The 21,226-nt window shown below is 57.7% G+C and carries 27 protein-coding genes and 1 other RNA gene; 3 read left to right on the forward strand and 25 right to left on the reverse strand.

Annotated features, from left to right (window positions below; genetic code table 11):
* From AC3IQ7_RS07885 to AC3IQ7_RS07970, 18 genes are all read right to left on the reverse strand, one after another.
* Positions 1-1,569: a phage tail protein gene (locus AC3IQ7_RS07885; protein WP_489208854.1), complete on the reverse strand. Its 1,569-nt coding sequence runs from the start codon at positions 1,567-1,569 to the stop codon at positions 1-3.
* Complete coding sequence (locus tag AC3IQ7_RS07890) at positions 1,566-2,186, reverse strand: phage tail protein I (protein WP_489208856.1); 621 nt, start codon at positions 2,184-2,186, stop codon at positions 1,566-1,568. The genes AC3IQ7_RS07885 and AC3IQ7_RS07890 overlap by 4 nt, the downstream gene beginning before the upstream one ends.
* Positions 2,179-3,090 (reverse strand): baseplate assembly protein, encoded by a 912-nt coding sequence (locus tag AC3IQ7_RS07895; protein ID WP_489208858.1) that lies wholly within the window; start codon positions 3,088-3,090, stop codon positions 2,179-2,181. The genes AC3IQ7_RS07890 and AC3IQ7_RS07895 overlap by 8 nt, the downstream gene beginning before the upstream one ends.
* Entirely contained in the window at positions 3,087-3,431 is a 345-nt protein-coding gene (locus AC3IQ7_RS07900; protein ID WP_489208860.1) for a GPW/gp25 family protein, read from the reverse strand. The genes AC3IQ7_RS07895 and AC3IQ7_RS07900 overlap by 4 nt, the downstream gene beginning before the upstream one ends.
* Positions 3,428-4,090 (reverse strand): phage baseplate assembly protein V, encoded by a 663-nt coding sequence (locus AC3IQ7_RS07905; RefSeq protein ID WP_489208862.1) that lies wholly within the window; start codon positions 4,088-4,090, stop codon positions 3,428-3,430. The genes AC3IQ7_RS07900 and AC3IQ7_RS07905 overlap by 4 nt, the downstream gene beginning before the upstream one ends.
* Positions 4,091-4,269: 179 nt before the next feature.
* A complete protein-coding gene (locus AC3IQ7_RS07910; RefSeq protein WP_489208864.1) occupies positions 4,270-5,085 on the reverse strand; it encodes a hypothetical protein in 816 nt (271 codons plus the stop codon).
* 11 nt (positions 5,086-5,096) lie between these two features.
* Positions 5,097-6,023, reverse strand: coding sequence for a restriction endonuclease (locus AC3IQ7_RS07915; protein ID WP_489208866.1), 927 nt, complete (start codon positions 6,021-6,023; stop codon positions 5,097-5,099).
* 140 nt (positions 6,024-6,163) lie between these two features.
* Positions 6,164-6,871: a hypothetical protein gene (locus tag AC3IQ7_RS07920; RefSeq protein ID WP_489208868.1), complete on the reverse strand. Its 708-nt coding sequence runs from the start codon at positions 6,869-6,871 to the stop codon at positions 6,164-6,166.
* A 274-nt stretch (positions 6,872-7,145) separates the two neighbouring features.
* On the reverse strand, positions 7,146-7,604 hold the full coding sequence (locus AC3IQ7_RS07925) for a phage virion morphogenesis protein (protein ID WP_489208870.1): 459 nt from the start codon (positions 7,602-7,604) through the stop codon (positions 7,146-7,148).
* A complete protein-coding gene (locus AC3IQ7_RS07930) occupies positions 7,601-8,089 on the reverse strand; it encodes a phage tail protein (protein WP_489207898.1) in 489 nt (162 codons plus the stop codon). The genes AC3IQ7_RS07925 and AC3IQ7_RS07930 overlap by 4 nt, the downstream gene beginning before the upstream one ends.
* A complete protein-coding gene (locus AC3IQ7_RS07935; protein ID WP_489207897.1) occupies positions 8,073-8,585 on the reverse strand; it encodes a lysis system i-spanin subunit Rz in 513 nt (170 codons plus the stop codon). Before AC3IQ7_RS07935 ends, AC3IQ7_RS07930 begins: the two co-directional genes overlap by 17 nt.
* Entirely contained in the window at positions 8,582-9,142 is a 561-nt protein-coding gene (locus tag AC3IQ7_RS07940) for a glycoside hydrolase family 108 protein (RefSeq protein ID WP_489207896.1), read from the reverse strand. The genes AC3IQ7_RS07935 and AC3IQ7_RS07940 overlap by 4 nt, the downstream gene beginning before the upstream one ends.
* Positions 9,142-9,513: a hypothetical protein gene (locus AC3IQ7_RS07945; RefSeq protein WP_489207895.1), complete on the reverse strand. Its 372-nt coding sequence runs from the start codon at positions 9,511-9,513 to the stop codon at positions 9,142-9,144. The genes AC3IQ7_RS07940 and AC3IQ7_RS07945 overlap by 1 nt, the downstream gene beginning before the upstream one ends.
* Before the next feature lie 73 nt (positions 9,514-9,586).
* Positions 9,587-9,802, reverse strand: a complete 216-nt coding sequence (locus AC3IQ7_RS07950; protein WP_034778648.1) for a tail protein X — start codon at positions 9,800-9,802, stop codon at positions 9,587-9,589.
* Complete coding sequence (locus AC3IQ7_RS07955; protein WP_489207894.1) at positions 9,802-10,305, reverse strand: head completion/stabilization protein; 504 nt, start codon at positions 10,303-10,305, stop codon at positions 9,802-9,804. The genes AC3IQ7_RS07950 and AC3IQ7_RS07955 overlap by 1 nt, the downstream gene beginning before the upstream one ends.
* Positions 10,306-10,412: 107 nt before the next feature.
* The gene (gene gpM / locus AC3IQ7_RS07960) at positions 10,413-11,129 is read right to left on the reverse strand and encodes a phage terminase small subunit (protein ID WP_489207893.1); all 717 of its coding nucleotides are present in this window, start codon (positions 11,127-11,129) and stop codon (positions 10,413-10,415) included.
* Positions 11,129-12,148, reverse strand: coding sequence for a phage major capsid protein, P2 family (locus AC3IQ7_RS07965; protein ID WP_489207892.1), 1,020 nt, complete (start codon positions 12,146-12,148; stop codon positions 11,129-11,131). The genes gpM and AC3IQ7_RS07965 overlap by 1 nt, the downstream gene beginning before the upstream one ends.
* 48 nt (positions 12,149-12,196) lie before the next feature.
* Positions 12,197-12,985 carry a GPO family capsid scaffolding protein gene (locus AC3IQ7_RS07970; protein WP_489207891.1) on the reverse strand — a complete coding sequence of 263 codons (789 nt, stop codon included), beginning with the start codon at positions 12,983-12,985 and terminating at the stop codon, positions 12,197-12,199.
* Between the two features lie 136 nt (positions 12,986-13,121).
* Here AC3IQ7_RS07970 and AC3IQ7_RS07975 point away from each other — a divergent pair, with 136 nt between their 5' ends.
* Genes AC3IQ7_RS07975 through AC3IQ7_RS07985 form a run of 3 tightly spaced genes read left to right on the forward strand, consistent with a single transcriptional unit; the run spans position 13,122 to position 16,224 of the window.
* Positions 13,122-14,933 (forward strand): terminase ATPase subunit family protein, encoded by a 1,812-nt coding sequence (locus tag AC3IQ7_RS07975; protein ID WP_489208873.1) that lies wholly within the window; start codon positions 13,122-13,124, stop codon positions 14,931-14,933.
* Positions 14,930-15,997: a phage portal protein gene (locus AC3IQ7_RS07980; RefSeq protein ID WP_489208875.1), complete on the forward strand. Its 1,068-nt coding sequence runs from the start codon at positions 14,930-14,932 to the stop codon at positions 15,995-15,997. Before AC3IQ7_RS07975 ends, AC3IQ7_RS07980 begins: the two co-directional genes overlap by 4 nt.
* A complete protein-coding gene (locus AC3IQ7_RS07985) occupies positions 15,994-16,224 on the forward strand; it encodes a hypothetical protein (RefSeq protein WP_489208877.1) in 231 nt (76 codons plus the stop codon). Before AC3IQ7_RS07980 ends, AC3IQ7_RS07985 begins: the two co-directional genes overlap by 4 nt.
* On the opposite strand, the gene AC3IQ7_RS07990 is transcribed toward AC3IQ7_RS07985, so the two are convergent.
* From AC3IQ7_RS07990 to AC3IQ7_RS08020, 7 genes are all read right to left on the reverse strand, one after another.
* Positions 16,207-16,869 (reverse strand): hypothetical protein, encoded by a 663-nt coding sequence (locus tag AC3IQ7_RS07990; protein WP_489208879.1) that lies wholly within the window; start codon positions 16,867-16,869, stop codon positions 16,207-16,209. The genes AC3IQ7_RS07985 and AC3IQ7_RS07990 overlap by 18 nt on opposite strands.
* 533 nt (positions 16,870-17,402) lie before the next feature.
* The gene (locus tag AC3IQ7_RS07995) at positions 17,403-17,705 is read right to left on the reverse strand and encodes a hypothetical protein (RefSeq protein WP_489208881.1); all 303 of its coding nucleotides are present in this window, start codon (positions 17,703-17,705) and stop codon (positions 17,403-17,405) included.
* A gap of 732 nt (positions 17,706-18,437) precedes the next feature.
* Positions 18,438-18,947, reverse strand: a complete 510-nt coding sequence (locus AC3IQ7_RS08000; protein WP_489208883.1) for a hypothetical protein — start codon at positions 18,945-18,947, stop codon at positions 18,438-18,440.
* Entirely contained in the window at positions 18,905-19,372 is a 468-nt protein-coding gene (locus AC3IQ7_RS08005; protein WP_489208885.1) for a type II toxin-antitoxin system HicB family antitoxin, read from the reverse strand. The genes AC3IQ7_RS08000 and AC3IQ7_RS08005 overlap by 43 nt, the downstream gene beginning before the upstream one ends.
* Before the next feature lie 7 nt (positions 19,373-19,379).
* Complete coding sequence (locus AC3IQ7_RS08010) at positions 19,380-19,634, reverse strand: type II toxin-antitoxin system HicA family toxin (RefSeq protein WP_489208887.1); 255 nt, start codon at positions 19,632-19,634, stop codon at positions 19,380-19,382.
* Positions 19,635-20,040: 406 nt separating this feature from the next.
* Positions 20,041-20,401, reverse strand: a transfer-messenger RNA (tmRNA) gene (ssrA, locus tag AC3IQ7_RS08015).
* Between the two features lie 119 nt (positions 20,402-20,520).
* Positions 20,521-21,225 carry an HAD family hydrolase gene (locus AC3IQ7_RS08020; RefSeq protein ID WP_489208889.1) on the reverse strand — a complete coding sequence of 235 codons (705 nt, stop codon included), beginning with the start codon at positions 21,223-21,225 and terminating at the stop codon, positions 20,521-20,523.
* Position 21,226: the final 1 nt, after the last annotated feature.

Here is a 21,226-nt window from a genome sequence, read left to right on the forward strand (position 1 = left end):
TCAGTTGCCAATCGCGCGCCAGCAGAGAACGTCGGGAACGGCAGTCACGCCGTTGGAGTTGGAAACCCACGCGCCGGTGCGTGAGAGTGTTTTATCTGTCGTGCGACCGCTATAACCAGCCGACGACAGTTCATTCATGCACTGCACCGTGATCGCGCGGCAGGCATTTGGGAAGGCGATGGGAAACGTCAGGTTCGGCGTGAACGGCGCCATGCTGGCGGATCCTGCGATGGTTCCCCATTGTTCAATATCGCCATTCGGAAGGCGCCGCCAATTTCTTAATACGCTGAGTTCGCCAGAAAAATCCAGGTTGCGAAACATATCGGCCGTGGAATGGAGGATTTGCCAGGCACTAGGCCCGTTGGCGGTCATCGTGATGGACTGCCCAGGCTTCAAGGTGAGCGACGGCACGGAAACGCCATTGAAGCCGAGAGTAACTCCTGCACCAGGCGCAATCGTGCCTGCAGCGACTGTTCCGAACAGATAAACACACTTTCCGGTGCCGCCAACGAGTCCGATATCGCTGGGTTTGGGCAAGGTTAATGCCAAGCCTGCGCTGTTGAAAAACAGGCTGCTGCCCACATCGGAAGCGGTCAGAGTGCGAGATGCACTCACGATCCCCATTGGCCCGATGTTTCCTTGCGTTTCCTTCAGGTGCATCGCCAGTTGCTGGTCGCCGTAGGTGCGCGCGCTGGTGTCTTGCTGATCGACGTAGGTGACCTTCGCCAGGAGCGGGTGCGGGTCGACAGCGGCCAGATGCTTGGCCAGTTGCTGGTCGCCGTAGGTGCGTGCGCTGGAGTCCTGCTGATCGACGTAGGTGACTTTTGCCAGGAGCGGGTGCGGATCGGCGGCCGCCTGGTGCTTGGCCAGTTGCTGATCACCATAGGTACGTGCACTGGTGTCCTGTTGATCGACGTAGGTGACCTTTGCCAGCAGCGGGTGCGGGTCGGCAGCAGCCTGGTGCTTGGCCAGCTGCTGGTCGCCATAGGTGCGCGCGCTGGTGTCCTGCTGATCGACGTAGGTGACTTTTGCCAGGAGCGGGTGCGGGTCGGCAGCGGCCAGATGCTTGGCCAGTTGCGCGTCGCTGTAGGCGCGCACGGTAATGTCTTGGTCATCGACATACTTGCGCGTGGCTAGAATGATGGACGGGTCGATTTTCAGCTCGATAGCGGCCGTGCTGGCGACGATCAGCACGATGCGCACCACCTGCATGCGGCCGCTACCTTCCGCCATCAGTGGCTTGTAGCTGGGCGGGCAGTTGGCCACGGCGCACAGGTCGCCCGCCTCGTCATAAATGCCGAGTTCGCGCATCCACCAGCCGCCCACATTCTCGGGCAAGACTTGCTCGGCAATGATCTGGCTGGTGTTGTCCGGGTCTTTGTCCAACTTGTTCAGGTCGGCGCGGTGCACCTCGCGCACAAGCGCCTTTTGTCCTCGGTCGGGAACCGGTAGGGTGCCGTTACCGTCACCTACGCCCATTTTTTTGAGTTTCAGGGTTTGGCCCAGGGCGATGGCATTGGCCAGCTTGGCCTCGCCCACCTGCGTCAGAATTGCGAAATATGTGCTCATGGATAGATGGTCATGGTGTCGATGGTATGGGATGCGCCGGCCTGCAACAGCGTGCCGCGCACTTCGATGGTTTCCGCGATCCACGGATACACGGTCATGACGTCGCCGTGGTACGCGGCAATGCCGGTGTAAACCGTGCCGCGAGTTTCCAGATACAGCGCCAGGCCCGTCATGTGACGGCTAACGGGTTTGGCGTCGGCAATCAGGCGCTCCATTTCCTGAAACATGGCGTCCGTGATGCCCGTGTCCAGCACGCCGACGTCGAGGCGGAAAGTACCCGGCACGCCTGGTGGCGTCGTTTGCCACCATTCGGTAATGCGGATCAAATAGCCCAGGGATTCGACCACACGGCGCACGGCAGCAATCGTGCCCTTGTGCTTGTGGATGAAATAGGACGCCTTGATGGTGCCGCGCTTGGTCGATTCGGGCCAGGCATCGTCCCAACGGTCAACGGAACAGGCCCAGGCCAGAAATGGCAGCAAGTTGACCGGGCAGCGGTCGGCGCTCCACAGGTCGCGCAGCGGCACGGGCACGTTGACCAGCTCGGCGCACGCCACGGCAATGGCACGTTCCAGCGCCGTGGTGTTGGGGGGCAGGGTCGGCACGGTCTTATTCATCGAGCACCACCACATTGAGCTTGATGGCCGTGCAGCGCGCGGCCTGGGTGGCGTTCAGTTCGATGTCCGCCGCCGGGCTGGTGAGCACGACCTTGCGCACACCTTCGACGTGGACGGCGGCGCTGCAGGCGGATCGATAGATGCTGTGGCCCAGCGGGCGGCGCGGCTGCGACACGCGCGCGGCGTTGGCGCGCGCGGCGTCCAGCAGAATCGGCACTTCCGGGCCGACTCCAATAAACAGGGTGGCCTCGATCTGGTAGTCGATGACCTGGGCGGCTTGTACCGTCAGGCGGTCGCCCAGGGGGCGCACGTCCTCGGCGTTGAGCGCGCGCGCCACGGTGGCCAGCAGGTCGGCGTCGGCGATGCCTGTGTCGTTGTTGGCCAGCACCGTGACGGTGACGTGCGCCGGCGCGGGGCTGGTGGCGCTCGCGTCCTTGACGCGGCCATCGCTGCTGCGGGCGTGGAATTCGTACGACGCTTTCGGGCCGGCCACGGACAGGCCGTCCGGCGCTTCCTGGATGCGCAGGCGGTAGGCGTCGTTGTCTTCCATGATGGCGGCCACGGGCGGCAGGGCGTTGGGATTGGCCGGCGTGATGGTCAGGCGCGCCACGTTGACGTTGGCGCCCAGCTGGTCCAGGTCGCCGTCGAGGGCAAACGCCAGCATGACGGCCTTGCCTGCCTCGTTGACGCGGTTGCGCAGGATGGTTTCTTGATACGCGTTCTCTTCCAGCAGCTTGGTGGCCGGCTCCGATTCCAGCTCCAGCAGGGCCGTGACGGCCGCACGCTCGGATTCCGGCAGCAGGCTGACCAGGTGCGCTTTGCGCGTGGCGAGGATGGCTTCAAAGTCCAGCACCTCGACCACGCTGGGTGCCGGCAACTGGGTTAGGTCGATGGGCGTGCTCATACAGCGCCCCCTTGCTTGACGGGCACGGACAGGGTGATGCCTTGGCCATTGGCGGTGCCATCGAGCAGCAGCGTGATGGCGCCGTCCGTGTCGCGCGTGAGCTGCACGCTGGCGAGTTGCAGACGCGGCTCCCAGCGGCGCAGGGCAAAGGCGGTAGCCGCGTAGATGCGCAACTGCATGGCGCTGTTCAGGGGCTGGTCGATCAGCTCGGGCACTTCGGAACCATAGCGGCGGCGCCGGATGCGCGAACCCATCGGCGTGGTGATAATGTCGGCAACGGACTGGCGCAGATGGCCCAGGCCCGTCAGGCTGCGCCCGGTGGCGGCGTGCATGCCCATCATGCTTGTGGCCCGCCCGACTGGTCGCCGCCGCCCTTGACGCCGCCGTGCTGGTGCTTGGTCAGGCTGACGGCGCCGGCCAGCACGTCCTCGCTGGCTTTGATCGTCCCTTGCACGGCCATGGCCACGCCGCCGGCGGCGCCAGCCTTGGCGTTCACGCCGCCGTTCAGGGTGGTGGCGCCGTTGACGGTGGCCGATTGCTTGATAAGCAGATTGCCCATGACGGTCAGGTCGCCCGTGCAGATGGTGCTGGGCGCGTTCGACGTGACCTTGTCGGCGGTGACGGTGGCCGTGCCGCCGGGGAGCACGGCCGTCAGGGCGTGGGCCGCGTGGTCGTACTGCACCACGGCGCCGTCGGGGTAATGCGTGGTATGGACAGTGTCGCTCGATTCGGGTGCGTCAAATTCCTGTGAGTACAGCGCCGGCACGATGATGCCGCGCGTCAGGTCGCCGCCCGGGGAAAAGACGATCACCTGTTCGCCGACCGTGGGCGCCGACCAGATGCGCGTGCTGCCGGCGCGCGGCGTGGCCCAGTTCAGCCATTCGGTGGTGAGTGTCGGGCCGAGCCGCACGCGCGCCTTGGCCCCTTTGACCTCGGCGATGGTGCCCAGGCGGATCAGGTTTTGCAGCAAGCGGAGGAGGTCGGACAGGTCGGCGTTCATGCAATGCATGTTGCCGAAGTCCGCGTGCGGATGCACGCGGGGGCGGGTTGATATATGGATTAGCGACAATCAATGTTTAAGGCATGTGTTTTTATCCTTAGTGTGATAACCGAAGGAGGAGTAGATTGTTTTCAAAATAAGTACATTATTTCAGCGCCGATTTCCCTCATTTTTCTTGCTTAGAAACATGGGGGGTATGATGCGTATTCTGGTTTCCATTGGCTAGAGTGTGGTATCTCTTTCAATGCTTGTATGGCTGATGTGTTAACTAATGAAATGGCTTTTGCAACTCTTTCCCATTCATAACGTCTTGCTTTTATTTTTAACTGTGCGAATTTTTCTCGTCCATCTTCGGAATTTAGTATTCCTCCTTCTTTCATATGTAGGTTTTCTGTCTTATCTATTTCGTGACCTACATCTTTTACAACTATTGTAATGATGTCTAGTTCCTGCTCAACGAGACTTACATAAGTGGAAAGAGTTTGAAGTGTTATGCGAGCCTCTTCTGGAAGTAGATGAATGTGCTTCCAAACCTCATCAACTCTACCAGGCATAGATATGGTTAATCCAGTTAAAAACCTATCGCCTACTGAAGCATCCTGAAATTCTTTTGTTTGAAATTTTAAATCATTTAATCTTACGTGGCTTTGCTGTCGTAGAGATTCTGCTATTAATGTTGCATTTATTTCCGTGTTTAATATTAGATCCCTTTCTGATTTTTTATGTCTTTTTTCATTTTGTTCTGGAATGGCAGTGGTGCCATATAAAGAAAATAGTGCTGCAGTCAAAACCGCAAGTCCGCCTAGGAATGTTTGAATATTTCTCACTTTTTCAGACATTCCGCAGATATTAAGAATGGATAGTAATACTAATATCACAATTGATATTGATAGGATTGTCGCAGCAATAAAAACGTTTTTCCGAAAGGATTTTATTTTTTTCATTTTATGTAATTTTGTGGTTTTATTCTTATATAAAATTAAATATCTTTCCACGTACTTTAGGCTCAGTCGTCTGGAAGCCGTCTCATGATAACGTGTGTCTCTCCCTCCTCACCCATGCGGTGCAACTCTAACGCGAGCTTCATTCCTAAGATGGAGTGGGGAGCGAATGCGGCAACTTGGGCGATGACTTCGCCGTTTTCAAGGTGCCGATACTCTACTGTGCGTACAACAGGAGTCTTACTCTCTTCAATTCTGAGTTCTCCAAAGAATTCGATTCTGTCTATTCGGGCGTTTCCCATTTCGGTTTCGATATAGAAGTGATCGTCTCCCACATACTGACCGTTTATGTGTACTTTCTTTGGACGTTCAGGGGACACGCCATCGAACGAGGATGGATCCGCCTGAACAACGGCCATGAACGCCTGCGTCACCGTCACGCGTTCCTTTGTCAGAAAGGTCACTAATAACCCGTCATTCCCATCTGCTTTTTTAATAGCTTGCTCGGCTGCAACTCTTACTTCTTCCGTCTCAGTTAAACCGATGAAAATGTTCGCGTGTGTCAGATCGCTAATCTTCGTGATCTGAGACATTTCGGAAATTTGAAGCCAACTCTCGAAATTCGCCGGTTCAAGGTTTTGCACCTCACGAAGTTCGATACCCGACCTTTTGGCGTAGTCGATAGCTCCGACTGTAAATCCCGTCGTTGATACCGCAGTAATTTTATTGAAGCCGAAACGATCCCGCCTACCAACCAGTTGCTCAATCCATGATCCAGGAGCAGCACCTTGACCTGGGCGGTCTCTACATTCAACTAGCCATGCAATCGAAGTCGAGCCTACTTTTCCACGAATTTCGATGTCAAATTCCGCAATCTGTATTCCCTCGTCATTGAATATGCGACTATTCTGCTTCACCTCGAAGCCCGGAGGAATCAGAGTTTTTTCAACGAATGAGACCAGTGCTTCTAGCTGTTTTCCGTCTGAACGCATCTTGTAGCCTAACGTGTTATATGTCAGAAATATCAATAAAACATGGGTGCTTGCGATAGAGCATCGACTAGAGTCATGGCCAGTGGTCTTCGTTACACCCTATACGCCTAGAAGAACCTTGAGCTATAGTCATAGCACTTTCAGTGTTGAGGCGGAGTAGCAGATGCGGGTTTGAGGGAGGTTGAGGAGATCGACGTGTTATGCCATGGTCTCAATTCGCTCAAATCTAAAAGTGTGGGCAACTTATATAGACCGGCTTGCGCTCCTGTGAGTAAGACGATTGTGAGCGTTAACCAGAACATACGTCGCTGGATTTTTACGTTTTCCGTGTGCTTTCGCTCTTGCTCCTCATAGATCTCAATTGCTTTAAGTGCTTCCCCAGTAAGTTGGTAGCTGTTATTTAAACGCTGAAGTTCACCGGTATCAACGAGAGAATCGAGATAAAAGTTAAGTAGCTTCAACTGTGAATCCTTGCCCGGATGAAGTACCCATTTGAGAGAGTATAGGTCAGTCATCAGTTCGACGGCCCCAAAGTTAGGGATACCTTCTAGTCGACGCTGAACTAAGAACTTCAATAGATCAATTCTTTTCCGCGTGAAGAATTTTTTCTTATTAAAAAAGTATTGATCAGCATTGTTTATGGCGCGTACAACATGAAGCCTGACGTATGGTAGAAAAAAAGTTCGTCCCAATACAAAGTCACCTAATCCTCTATATTGCACCTCGCTGTATCCATAGAAATGTGTGATCGATATATCCTTCGCGTCGATTGAACTGAGCGCTACAGTGACCGGTTGATCGAAGGACTGTCCAGACCATTCAAGGCAGTCGAGGTTGTCATCGGACATGCTAAGCACTTGTAGATACGGTTTTCCTACCTTGTCGACATGAATGGCGAAGCAGTTCACCCGCGCTCCGTCAGGGCCAGATCGAGGAATTCGCTGCGAGCAAGGGTAATGCATAGCTTTCGCAAAGAAAGTTCTCGCTAGACGCAGCTCAAATGAATTCATTGTTATACCGCGTTGTTAAGGTATGCATGTGATTGATGCGAGTAGTCATAAGACTCTAACCTATTTGGCAACTAAAGTCAGTTGATGTTTTCTTTAATGTAACCTAGTTTCTTTACATGTGACGCAGTAAGGAATCGCGTATCAACGTCCGATCCGGTTCACTTAACCCCAGTAGCGGGCGTTCCGGGTACTTGTACACCGGCCCTTTTTTGGTCACACGGTCTTGCCGGCCAAACTGATGCACATGCGCCACGCGCGCCACCCAGCCAAAGAACCCGACCTCGATCTGGTTGCCGGTCGCCTTCACCTTCAAGTGTTTTGCAGTGCGAATCTTGGCGAACATGGCCGCCTTTTGCCGCTTGATGCGCCCGTTCTTCCCCTTAAATTCCTTGCGCCGCTTGCGTGCCGGATAGGCCGCGCCATCCGGCCCCTGCTGGGCCTTGATGCGCTGCGCCTGGCTGCGGCGCAGGTCGATGGCCACCTTGTGATTGATGGCGCGGCGCTGGGCTGGCTGCAGCTTGGCCAGCAGCGCCCCGGCCCAGGCTTCCAGCGCGTGCAGGTCGTCGCTCATGGCGTTGCCTCGGGCGTGCGCCATTCGGCCAGCAGGGTGTCGCCGGCGTATAGCTTCCAGAACTCATCCGCGTAAGTCGGCATGTGCTGTATCTCGGCCAGGTGCTTGATGTCCAGGCGCCCGGCCTCGCCGGCCTTGACGGCTACGCGCTCGGTCAGGTCCAGTTTGATGGAAATATCGACCGTTTCGTGGTTGTTGAAGTCCACTTCAAAGGCGATGCCGTGCTTGCGGGTTTCTTCGTTGGCCATCAGGTCAAGCTGGTGGACTTTGAGCCAGGCGATCAGGGCCACCATGATGGCGTCGGCGTCGCCCGCGTAATCGGTCACGATCAGGTTGAGCTTGAAGCGGTATTCGAAGGAGAGGGAGGCGGTGGCCGACGCCACCACGTTGCCCTCGTCGGCGAAGACCAGCAGGCGGTCGGGGTCGCGCTGCAGATCGGGGATGGCGGCGGCCAGGTGCTGGCGCAGGCTATTCGGTTTGTACATGGTAGGTGTCTCGCACGGTGTTGTAGGCGTCGATGCAGGCATTTAGCTGGCGGGTGGCGTCGTCGCCGTCACCGGCAATGGCGTCAAGAGCTGCCGCAGTCGCTGGGTCAAGTTCGGCGCGCGTTTGGTGCTGATCGCTTGCGGCAGCGGCGGCATCTGCAGTTGCGGCGCACTGGCCGCTGGCGACGGGGATTGACAGGCGCACAGCACCGCTGCGCACGTCAGCATTGAAACGGTCGCGTTCAGTTTTCGCATGGGTTTGCTCCTGGGTGAGGTGGTCGGCGCGCTGCGCCAGGGCGACGTCGGCGGCGCGCTCTAGCGTGAGCACGCGGGCGGTGGACTGGGCCAGCGCGGTGGCGGCTGTTGTCTTGTTGGTGGCCGCCGCCCGCTGCAGCTCGGCGATGGCGGCATCCTTGCGCCAGCCCTGCGCCGTCCAGCCCGTCAGGGCGCCGCATAGCACGCAGGCGGCCATCGGGCGCCAGGTGGTCGTGCTCACATGGCCACCCGTTCCTTGATCCAGCCGAACAGAAAACGGCGCTGGGTCTTGTTAGCTTCGGTGATTTCCAGATAGCGCGTTGCCTGCAGACCGTTCAAGGCGCGCAGCAGCACGGTGGCGCCTTCCTGGCCGCGCCATTTCAGGAAGGATGCAAGCGCGCCCAGCGACTGCGTGCCCAGGCGGCCGTCGACGAACAGGGCGGGATAGCGCGCGCCCGTGTCATTGAAACCATTCAGCCAGCGCTGCAGGAACTCGGCCGCGCGGTGCGGCCCCATGTTCACGCCCGTGTCGATCACCTCGGCGCCGATGCCGGCATGCAGGGCCAGCACCTGGTCGAACTTGGGTTCCGTGATGTAGCGGGCCGTGTAGATGGTGCGCGCTATAGCCACGGGCAGGTCGCGCATCGGTCCGGTGTAGCCGTTGGCGCGCGCCACGGCCACGGTGATGCCGAAATTGGTTTCGCCGCCTTTGTCTTGCGGGTCGTTCACATAGCCGCCTTCGGCGCGCAGGATGGCGTCGATGGTGCGCGCGATCAGCGCATTGTCAGAGGTGGCCATCAGTGTTCCTTTGCGTCTTTGACCAGCTCGGCGATGTCCTTGTCGCTGCGGCGCTGGAACCACAGGGCCACGGCACGCGATACCCACCAGCCGGGGGCGCCCACGATCAGGTCGATGGCCGAGGCGTTGACCATGGCGCCGATGGCAGGGACCTGGGCGCATAGAAGCTGGTAGACGGTGCCGCCCAGCAGGCACGAGAACACGCCGGCGCAGGCCAGGCGGGCGACGAATTCGCCCTTGTTGAAGGTGCCGTCGGCATTCAAGGGCGGCAGCACGATGTACAGCATGGCCGCGCCGACCATGCCCAGCGCCGCCTTGAAGCCGTACAGTTTGACCAGGGTGGCGAAACCACCAAACGATTCTGCGGACATTGCTTGATTCTCCGGTGAGAGGGGTGAGAGGGGTGAGAGATTTTTCATGATGGATAAAGGGTAAATGCCAGGATCAGTCCCAAAGCTGCACAAGATCGGCTGCGGCCACCTGGCCCGTGCTGGGCGCCGGCTCGGGCAGGGTGACGACCAGGCCGGCAGGGAGCACGGCGCCGTGGCGCGCCAGCGCGGGATTCATTTCCAGGGTGTGCTCGACGTATCCCGCGCCGTCGCCAAGGTAGCGCCACACCAGGGCGTCTACCGTGTCGTGCTGTTGCGTGCGTACCTGCATCAGATCAATTCCACGGTCAGGTGCGTGCGCCCGACGATATCGGCGATGGCCCATTGCGCATTGCGCCGCTGTGCGCCGGGCGCCTCATCCAGCCATTCCATGCTTTTCTTGTCGCTGACGGACGTGGCCGTGCTGTCGTAGTCGCGGTAACGCTCGATTAGGTCCGCTTTCGCCGTGCTGTAGACAGCGCGCCGGTACTGCGCCAGCAGGCGGGATTCACGGTTGATGTGCGTGGCCGGCACATCCACGAGGGTGGCGATACCGGCAGCGGCCTGCTTGCCTTGCCAGTCGGCCAGCTCGCGGTTGACCTGCAGGATGGCATCGACCACGGCTTGTACCAGGCGCGCGTCGGTGACGGTGCCGTCCAGGCGCATGGCGTCGCGCATATCGGTAAGCAGGATGTCGGGAAACCAGCCGTCGTTCTCGATGATGCCAGGGGGCGGCGCTGGCGGTGCCGGGGCGGCGCCAGGCTGGGTTGACGGGGGCAGGGCCATGAAGGACATACGGGGCGCTTTCAAAAATGGGCGGTGGACGGGGTTCATCAGGTCAAATATCGTTGACGATGCGTGGCCAGAATCCCCCCGTGCCGCCGTGCTGCGGGGGATGCTCTTTACGTGGAACCGGCCGCGCGCTTGATGCGCCGCTCAAGCCGTTCCATATCTTTCTTGACGCCGCAGGACTCCGACAGGGCGCGGGCGCGTTTCAACTGGCCCATGGCCGTTTCCGCCTGTGCCACCAGCGCCGGGGCGATGTCGGTATCGTCGGCCTGATCCAGCACGGCGATCATGGCCAGGCCGATGGCCTTGTGCAGCTTGGCGCGCGCCTGGTCGGGCGCATCGCTGGCGGCCGTCAACTGTTCCACCTGGCCCAGCACCTGCGCGGCGTGCTGCGGATCGGCGGCCAGCTTGCCGTGCAAATAGCCTTCGGCGAACTCGTCCAGCATCAGGGTGGCGATGTCGCGGCTGTAGGTGTCGGGCAAGGTGAATTTGTGCTCCAGGGCGTAGGCGGCCATGACCAGGGCGCGCTCATACTCGCCCGTGTCGATGTGCCACACCAGCAAAGTGGCGAAGACGTCATCCTGCGCACCCTTGCCGCCGGCCAGCACGCCGTCGATCCACTGCGCATAGTCGGGCAGCAAGGTGGCCTTGACTTCGATCTTGCGTTCCACCGACTGGATGGATTTCAGGCGCCGGCGGTCGTCGGACAGCTTGTAGAGCATCATTTCGTAGGCCGTGCCGGTGGTCACGCCTTGCGGCGGCGCGGCGCCGGCCGTGCGCTCGGCCAGCATGCGCGCGCGGTGGCGCAGGGCGGGGGATTGGTTCGCCATTACTTGTCTTTCAGCTCAATGTTTTCCACCAGCGCGGCCAGGCCCAGGTCTTCGATGACGTAGGCGTCGTTGGACGACTCGTAGTTCTCGATGCGGTCGCGCTTGGGCACGTCCTCGACGCGGCGGCGGCGTGCGCCTTCCTGGAAGTAGATCGACAGATTGTCGAAACGCGTAATCAGGATGGCGTTGTCAGGGAAGAAGGGCACGCGCGCCGCCGGCAAGCCACCGATACGCTTCTGGCTGATGATGATGTCGGCCGCCAGGGTTTCCGTGGGCGCCTGCTTGGTGTTGACCAACGGGAAATACTTGTCGTTCAACAGCTTGCGCCCGACGATGGCCACCAGGTTGGTGTCTTCCTGATACCACGGGTCCAGCAGGTTGACGGCATCGGCGACGGCCGCGTCGAGGTTGGCATAGTCGGCGCCGTCCACGTCGCCGATGATGACCTTGCCCGGCATGCCTGCGGCGACCAGGCCCAGCACGCGTTCGGGCGCCTGCTCGCGCAGGTGCTGCAGCCAGCCCTTGTTTACGTCCTGCAGCAGCGGATTGGCGGCCAGGTCGGTGGTGGCCATGACTTTCACGCCATTGAAACCGATGACGATGCGGTCCAGCGCCTGGCGCGTCAGGATGGCATTGGCCACGCGCGATTGAAAGTCCTGGAACTTGGCCCAGGCGTCCAGCTTGGCATAGCTCAAATGCGTGTCGAAGTTGGTTTGCTCGCAGCGGTACTTCGTGCTGTCCATGGTGGACAGGTCGCGCGTTTCTCGTTCCTTGTCCTTGGTGTTGGTGCGGCTGGCAATCGGGCCGGACACGCCCAGGCCCAGTTTTTCGCCTTCCTGCTCGCCCACGCCGATGATGTTCACTTTCGACAGGAACTCGCTCGATTCCTGCATTTTGTTTTCCAGTTTTTGCTGCACGCTGGGCGTGACGCTGAAGGTCTTGGCCACGTTGTCCGTGTCGTTCAGTTGGCCCAGGCGGGTTTCATATTGGCCAAATACCTGGCGCGTTTGCTTTTTCATAAATCATTGCTCCGTTGTTGAATTGGGGTAGGTGGATGGCGCGGGCGCTTAAAACTCGGTCTGCACGGCGCCGTCGTTGCCGGTGGCGGCAGGGCGGCGCGGGCCGTTGCCGGGCGCTTCGTCCATCTGCGCCTTGAAGGTGGCCAGCTCTTCCTGCGTCGCTTTTTGCGCCTTTTCCGCCGCGTCGAGGCGCTTGAGGGTGTCGGCATAGTTGTCGTTGGCGGTGACGACGTGGCCGGCCAGCGCCTGCACGGCTTCGCTGATGTCGGCGAACTGCGCGGCGTCGGTACCGGATTTATTGGAGAAGCGCGACAGCAGGTTTTTCACGGCGTCGGCCAGCTTGATGCCCTGCGGCTCGTCAAATTCCAGCGTCACCTCGACGGCAGAGGTGAACAGGTTGGCGCTTTGCTGCTTGCGGCCGGCGGAAAATTTCAGTGCCTCGGTGCCAAGGCTGGCCGGGCTGTCGGTGACGCCCAGGCCGACCAGATAGGGCTGCGACGAGTCGGCAAAGTCGGGTTGGATTTCCAGGCTGGTGTACAGCTTTTGTTTCGCCTTGTTGATGGCCACCAGTTCGGGCGTGGGTTCGATCTGCGCGAACAGGGCCAGTTTCTTGCCGCTGTCGGTGTCTACTTCCTCGGCTTTCACCGCGATCACGTCGCCGTAAGCCTTGAACTGGCTGTCGGGCAGGATGCCGCGAATGTGCTCGAGCCAGATGCGCGCACCGTAGGTTTTCGGGTTGTAGGTGGCGGCGAGCTGCTCGATGGTGGCGCGGTCGATGTTGCGACCGTCCGTGGTGGCGCCTTCGGTGGCGACGCGGAAGAATTGGGATTTAGGCATGGTGGCGTGTCTCGGTTGATCGGATAACGCCATGGTCAACGTCTTGGCGCTACGATTCAATGCGGTGCGGGTTGCTATGGGCCATAGCGACTTTTGCCTTTCCCCGCTCCGCGCGCGCGCGGCCTACGCTGGCGGCATGCTGACAATCGAGAAAACAAGCGAACAAACCCCCGACGAAAAAATCGCCGAACTGGCCGTGCCCGAATCCGAGCCGCGCCGTGCCGCGCGCGCCCTGTACTGGAAGGGATGGCGCATTTCGTCCATCGCCCGTCACCTGGGGATCAAGCGCAGCACGATCAATAGCTGGAAGCTGCGCGACGAGTGGGACAAGGCGCAGGCCATCGAGCACGTTGAGGCATCGGCCGAGCTGCGTCTGGTGAAACTGATCGAAAAAGAGGTCAAGAGCGGCAGCGATTACAAGGAAATCGATTTACTCGCGCGCACCATCGTGCAGATGGCGCGCGTGCGGCGCTATGAGCAGCCGGGCGGCAATGAGGTTGATCTCAACCCCAAGCTGGCGAACCGCAATGCCGCACCAAAAAAGAAGCCGACACGCAACGACTTCAGCGAAGAACAGAAAATCCAGCTGCTCGACGCCTTCCAGGATTCGCTCTTCGACTATCAAAAGGTCTGGTATCGCAACGGCGACCAGCGCACGCGCGCCATCCTCAAGTCCCGCCAGATCGGCGCCACTTGGTACTTCGCCCGCGAGGCGCTGGCCGACGCGATGGGAACAGGCCGCAACCAGATTTTCCTGTCGGCGTCGAAGTCGCAGGCCCACGTCTTCAAGCAATACATCGTGCAATTCGCGCGCGAGGCGGCCGGCATCGAGCTGACGGGCGACCCCATCGTGCTGCCGAACGGCGCGCACCTGTATTTCCTGGGCACCAATGCGCGTACGGCGCAGGGCTACCACGGCAATTTCTACTTCGATGAATTCTTCTGGACGCAGAATTTCCAGGAACTCAACAAGGTGGCCTCGGGTATGGCCATCCACAAGAAATGGCGCAAGACCTACTTTTCAACACCATCCTCGACCACACACCAAGCCTATCCATTCTGGACGGGCGAGCTGTTCAACAAGCGCCGCGCCAAGGCCGACCAGGTGAATATCGACGTGAGCCATGGCCGCCTCTCGTCGGGATTCACGGGCGATGACAAAATCTGGCGCCAGATCGTCACCATCCTCGACGCCGAGCGCGGCGGCTGCAACCTGTTCGACATTGACGAGCTGCGCAACTTCGAATACAGCCCGGACCAGTTCGACAACCTGCTGATGTGCAACTTTATCGACGACTCGGCCAGTGTCTTCCCCTTGGCCGAGCTGCAGCGCTGCATGGTCGATTCCTGGGTGGAGTGGGATGACTACAAGCCCTTGCTGGGCCTGCGCCCGTTCGGCAACCGGCCCGTGTGGATCGGCTACGACCCGGCCTTGAACGGCGACAGCGCCGGCTGCGTCGTGCTGGCGCCGCCGATGACGGCAGGCGGCAAGTTCCGCATCCTGGAGCGCCACCAGTGGCGCGGGCAGAGTTTCGAAGATCACGCCGACGCCATCCGCCAGATGACCCAGCGCTACAACGTCGAATACATCGGCATCGACACGACCGGCATGGGCATCGGCGTGCTGCCCATCGTGCGCGGCTTCTTCCCCGCCGTGACGGCCCTGAACTATTCGCCCGAAGTCAAAACGCGCATGGTCTTGAAGGCGAAAAACATCATCAGCAAGGGCCGGCTGGAGTTTGACGCCGGCTGGATCGACATCGCGCAGTCCTTCATGGCGATCCGCAAGACCCTCACGCCCAGCGGGCGGCACGTCACCTATGTGGCCGGGCGCAGCGACGAGACAGGCCATGCCGACCTGGCATGGGCCTGCATGCACGCGCTCGACCACGAACCCTTCGAAGGTAGTACCGACAACAACCAATCCATCATGGAGATTTACTCTTGAGCAAACGACATCAGCGCGCCCGCGCGCCTTCCGCGCCCGGCGCCAACACGAACGCAGCCACGCCAGCGGCGCCGGACGCCGCCGGCATCCAGGCGTTTTCCTTCGGCGACCCGACGCCCGTGCTCGAGCACGCCGACATTCTCGATTGCTTCGAATGTTGGAAGAATGGCCAATGGTATGAGCCGCCCATTAACCTGGCCGGCCTGGCCAAGTCATTCAATGCCGGCGTGCATCACTCAAGCGCCATTCACTTCAAGGCCAACGTGCTGGCGTCCACCCTGGTGCCCAGCAAGTATTTGTCGCGCGATGCATTTAAACGCCTGGCGCTCGACTTCCTCACCTTCGGCAACTGCTACCTGGAAGACAGGCCCAGCCGCAGCGGGCGTCCGTTGAGCTATGCGCATGCGCTGGCCAAGTACATGCGGCGTGGCGTCGACTGGGACACGTATTTTTTTGTCACCAATCACGGTACGGCGCACCAGTTCGATAAGGGCCGCGTGTTTCACTTGATGGAACCGGACGTGAACCAGGAGCTGTATGGCGTGCCGCAGTACTTGAGCGCGCTGCAGTCGGCCTGGCTCAATGAGGCGGCTACTTTGTTCCGCCGCAAGTATTACAAGAACGGCTCGCATGCCGGCTTCGTGTTCTACATGACGGACGCCGCCGCCAACACCCAGGACGTGGACAACCTGCGCCAGGCCATGCGCGACAGCAAGGGGCCGGGCAACTTCCGCAACCTGTTTATGTACGCGCCGAACGGCAAGAAGGACGGTATCCAGATCCTGCCGGTGTCGGACGTGGCCGCCAAGGACGAGTTTTTCAACATCAAGAGCGTCACGCGCGACGATCAACTGGCCGCGCACCGCGTGCCGCCCCAGCTCATGGGCATCCTGCCGAACAATGCCGGCGGCTTCGGCGCCGTCGAGCCGGCCGCGCGCGTGTTCGCGCGCAATGAGCTGGTGCCCCTGCAGGCGCAGTTCGAAGCGATCAACGAGTGGGCCGGGGTAGAAGTGGTGCGCTTCGCCCCGTATGACCTGGCCACGGGCGGGGAGGGCGCGCAATGAGCGATCACGTCGACAACACCGACAAGATCATCTTTGCCGAGGTGGCGCGCGGCCTGGCTGCCGTGCGCCGCCGGCCCGCCCTGGTGGCGCATGGCTGCTGCCACTACTGCGACGAGTCGCTGGCGCCCGCGCTGCTGTTCTGCGGCGTGGACTGCCGCGACGACTATGACAAGGAGCAAGCGGCCAAGGCGCGCGCCGGCCGCACAGGATTAATCACATGTCAGTGAGTGATCTGGGAAGTGGCTCAACTTGAATTTTTTCAATTCTTGTGTAACGGACTCTACAAGACGTTGAGGTTCTAATAACTTCTTGATTTCACGCTCCCAGCCTGTAGCTCCCCCTACGTGTTGGGTTACACCTTCCGGCCATCCCTGCAAGATGAGTTTGTAATAAGCAATACGTTCGGCGACCCTTGCCTCCTTTTTGCACCAAGCCAGCAACAAGACATTGTCGGTCATGGCTTGTATCGGGAAGTTATGCGCACTTGCTACAGCATCTTGATACAGGGTGTCCAGCGTGGAGCAGGTAAGTGTGTTGAGAAATGCAGTAGGGCATTGCAATCCAAACCGTTCAACTAGTTCATCGAACTTGGTTGAGTGGCGCAAGGGACTTATTGACTCATCTACGCCTTTACCATTCAGTAAAGGACTCGGTGTGGCCAGCGAAACCACAGGAAACGGCGTCATCAGTGAGTGCGTGTGGAACACGGGAACATAGTGTTCCTCGCCATACACGGGTTGTAGATAAATGCCAGTCAGTAGAGGGCCGTTACGCTTCAATAAGTGAAGTGGCTTATATATTTCATACGCACCAATCGCTTCTTTCCAGTCTTGAGTAATCGCCTTCTTTTCTGTCGCCGTCATCTTTTTCATAAGGTGTCTCAGGGTATATCGCTGTCTGCAAGGAGGAGTTGTCGAGAGGTTATCATTATTGGCCTCCGATTGTACGCTGGCCCGTCACTCCGCTACCCGTTCCTTCCGCACCAGGATGACCGCCACGCCGCTATAGTCGGCAGGGCGTGGCCCCGCACACTTCCTCCACGCCGGAGTTCTCCTCCCACCGTGCAAGCCGCCCACGAGGCGTTTTTTTCATGTCCCGACGATTGGTGTTGCTTTGGATGTAAGAAAAAAGCCCATTTCGGCCCGGCGCGCGCAGTTGTCCCCGCTCCACACCTGCCCGCTATATAGGGGTCTTTTGACTCAAATTTGCGCCATGGCCGAAGGCGCATGAGGACTGGCGCGGCTGGGCGAAAAGGGCGCGTCAAATTTGACGCGTTCTGACGCATTCTTAAGGATTTTTTTTAAAGAGTGGTAGCCATAGTAACTTTTGTCTCTTCTGGGCTAGATTGGAGCCCAGAAGATGTTTTTCTAACTTTTTTGAGGGCAGTAGCCCTGCTGAGAGAATTTTAAAATTCTGGCAAATCGGTAATCTTGAACTGGGCGTCATTCTTAGCGATACGTAAAGAAATTTCTATTGCTGCACCTTCTGTTATTACACCTTTGCCATTCTTGACGCCTTCCTTACCAGATACAACTTCATCTCCGTCGATCAGTAAACCCGCAACTTGTGCTAGAGATTTCTTGCCGAGGGGAAACCAGACCCGTTTTCCTTCATCGTCGTGCCACTTCCACTCCCAGACTTTGAACTCTGAGGCGCGGTCATCTTCCGAGTTGTTTCGATTTGCTCCCGTAATACAATATTTCGTCATATAAACTCACTGTTGTCAGTTGGATACGCCACTCGTATCCCGTTCATCAACATTGAGGCAGAACATGGGATTTCAACGGTACTTTTAGGAAAGATTTTTTTGCAATTTTCTGCTGTAGGTATTTTTGTAGGTATGAAGTTTTTTGATGCCTTAGGAGTGGCAGGAGCGCTTATTTTTTGTATTACTGCCTGGCGGAAGCGAGCAGGGCGCCTACCGGCCCAGCCCGCCCCGAATCGCTCGCCTGCTGCCGCTGCGCGGCAGCTCCGCGCGCCGTGGGCGCGCTTAGTGGCTCTAATTAGGGTTTCGAATGAGCTGGCTTTTGCAGCGCACAACGCATGAGCCTGTGTCTGAATGGTAGAACTGGCCCTCGCATCCCCCTCGCCTCCCCAGAACGCGTCGCCGAGAACTTCATATTCACAAGAAAATCGGCCGCAACTGCGTTGGACATTACGAAAGCCTACGATGAGGAAATTAGTACTGAAGATCTTGCCTTGCTATTGAGCGAATGTGACTACATGCCTTCTGTGCACGTGGTGGACATGCAGTCCCGACCAGCGCCATTGGCGCCGGGAGCAGCCCTGTAGCCGATCTCTCCAGCGGGCTATTGACTGATGCGTTGGCGCGAGATATTCAAGCTTTGATCCTGCGGATGGAATAAGAATTCGCGACAGCGATGGCGTGTTAGGCGTTTGTGCGGTGTAATGGCATGGGATAATACTTAGATATAAAAAATTAGGCCTCAGAAATTTCACTCAATATTAAGCGCTTAAGACCCAGAATTGGCCTGACACCTCTATAGCCCAAATCGTGAGCAAGGTTGCGAACCTTTTCCATGGCTATGACACGTATTTGCTGATAGATTGGAGGAAGCAAATTTTTCATGTCATCGCCTTTACTTATTTTGCAGTCGATAATTTTGAAGTTTCCTTCTATTTCTAGTTCTATATGAAAAGATTTTTCCTTGTTCTCATCGGATTCTTCATCGGATTTGTACCCATTGAGCTCTATGAAGTAACGTAATTTTCCGTTGGTAGGCTCGCCTTCGTCTGGAATTGAAATTTCGCCTGTTTTTTCATTAATTACAAACATCCCCTTTTTCGCTAATTCGGGACTTATGTGTTGCTCAGCAATAATTTTAACTATGCGGTAATCAACAAGTAAGAATTCACCTACTTGAGATTCATTCTGTGTAGATGTCTCTAGTGAGGGAGACTTTTTACTGATTGTTTTTTTTGTGGCCATAGCGCGGTTGTATCCTCGTTATACGTATTTTGCTCTTGGTGATAGTGATGGTGGTTCTCTTTAACCTCTAAAACCATATTCCGTTTAGTAAGGGTTGCAACAATGGATTCACGAACAAACTCATTTAAAGACTGGTTATTTTCTGAAGCTACTTTGCATGCATCACGATGTAACTCCGAACCAATTCTTACATTAAAAGTTCCACTGTAAGGTTTGTTGGCTCCTTTGCCAGTTTTTTTGCAATACTCTAAATATCGATCTACTGCATTGATGAATGATTCTCTTAGTTGTATTGGATTTTCACCTTCATAGGTAATTAAATCGTCAATAAATAATATTTTTCCATGTAAGCAATTATCTTCGTAACTAATTTCGCTACTGCCGGAATAATTTTTATGGATCAGATTATTTAATTTTTTGCTCATAATGAAATCATTCTTCCCCTTTAACTGTTTCAATTGCCGCTTTTGCGGCATCGATTTGGTATCGCTTCAAAACCCCGGAAGGATGTGTTTTTGATACCCCGAAGCGAAATCCTGAAGAGTGCTCAAAAGTATAATGCGACCCTCCATCGCAGTGCTCGCTAAAGCCCCACTGGCGGAGTAGGGTCACTAGGTCCGACCAAGCAAAGTCGGTCGGTGCCGGATTTTTGCATAGTTTTTGGAGTAGTTTTTCTTTTTTAGTCACGGGATTGTGGATTAGAGTTCAGTGTACCGCAACTAAAAAATAGTTGCAGGGCATTTGTGCAAACACATGACCTACATCAGTGTCATGTTCGTTGGTTGCTAATAATGCATTTGCTTCAGTATGTCATTGTAACGAATTTTACTGAATTGGCAAAAAACCTATTGATGGCATTGGGCGTCCCACTTTGCGTGGCACGACAAAAGTGCTTCTTTGGAGGTAAGTCGATCTGTTCCCGTACTGATGATGCTGAGTGCGCGTAGAGAGCAGATCTCCGGTTCATGGCTTGAGGGGCGCGCATAGAAAAAAGGCTGTCATTTTGTTGTCATTCCTAGGCTAAAACAGCCCAAAAACAACCCAAATAATGACAGCCTTCTTTTTTCTAACTACTTGATTCTAAAGAATTCAGTGGTGGAGACGGCGGGAATCGAACCCGCGTCCGCAAGCACTCTACAGACAGTTCTACATACTTAGCACTATCATTTAATTTAACTCAGCCAGCACGGATGTGCACGTTATGGGCAAGCGAGTTACCTATTATTTAGTCGGACGCTAAGTAACCCAGCATACGACGAGTCCCTGTAAATGACTCTAGAGCTTTTGACGGCCCACCCCAGGGACGAGGTGTTCTAGAGCTAACAGCGATTAAGCTGCCAGTGCGTACGAGTTATCGTTTGCAGTTAAGTTTTTTCAGGTTGTATTTACGAGGTAGCCCGCCCTCGGTATGCCCTGCGCTGCTTTGCAACCCACGTCGAAACCAGGTCGTCCCCACAGAACCTTCATTGTAGCGCAATCTGCCCACTCTTGCATGCTGCATTCGCGCCATTGACGTAAGGCGTCTGACCCGTCGGGTCAGACGCCAGCTTTCTGCTGCGAAAAGGGATGTGCCTCAAGCCGCCAGCTGCCGCTCCTGCGCTGCCTTCACCACGGCGCTGACCAGTTCAAGCAACGCTTGCGGCGTCTCCAGCAAATGGTCGGCGTTCCAGTGCTGCGGTTCGATGGGGCCGCAGTAGCCCCAGGCGCAGGCGACCGTGCGCATGCCGGCGGCGCGGCCGGCCTGGATGTCGCGCAGGTCGTCGCCCACGTACCAGCAGTCTTCCGGCGCCAGGTCCAGGCGGCGCGCCGCTTCCAGCAGCGGGGCGGGGTGCGGCTTCGGGTGCGCCATGGTGTCGCCCGAGATCACGCAGCCGGCGGCGCCCAGGCCGATCTGGCCGACCAGCGGGTCGGTGAAGCGGGCGGCCTTGTTGGTGACCACGCCCCAGGCCAGGCCCAGGGCTTGCAGGCCTTCCAGCATGGCGGGGATGCCGTCGAATAAACGGCTTTCCACGGCCAGGGCCGCTTCGTAATTGTTCAGGAAACCGTCTTTCAGGGCTTCGTAGCCGCTTTCGCCTGGGCCGATGCCATATGACGCGCCTATCATGCCGCGCGCGCCGGCCGAGGCCGTGGGGCGCAGGATGTCATACGGGGTCGGTGCCAGGCCGGCGCGTGCGCGCAGCAGGTTGATGGCCGCCGCCAGGTCGGGCGCGGTGTCGGCCAGGGTGCCGTCGAGGTCGAACAGGATGGCGCGCGGGGCTGGCAGAGGGTCAGTGATCATG

This window comes from Janthinobacterium sp. GL_088 (genome assembly GCF_057837845.1).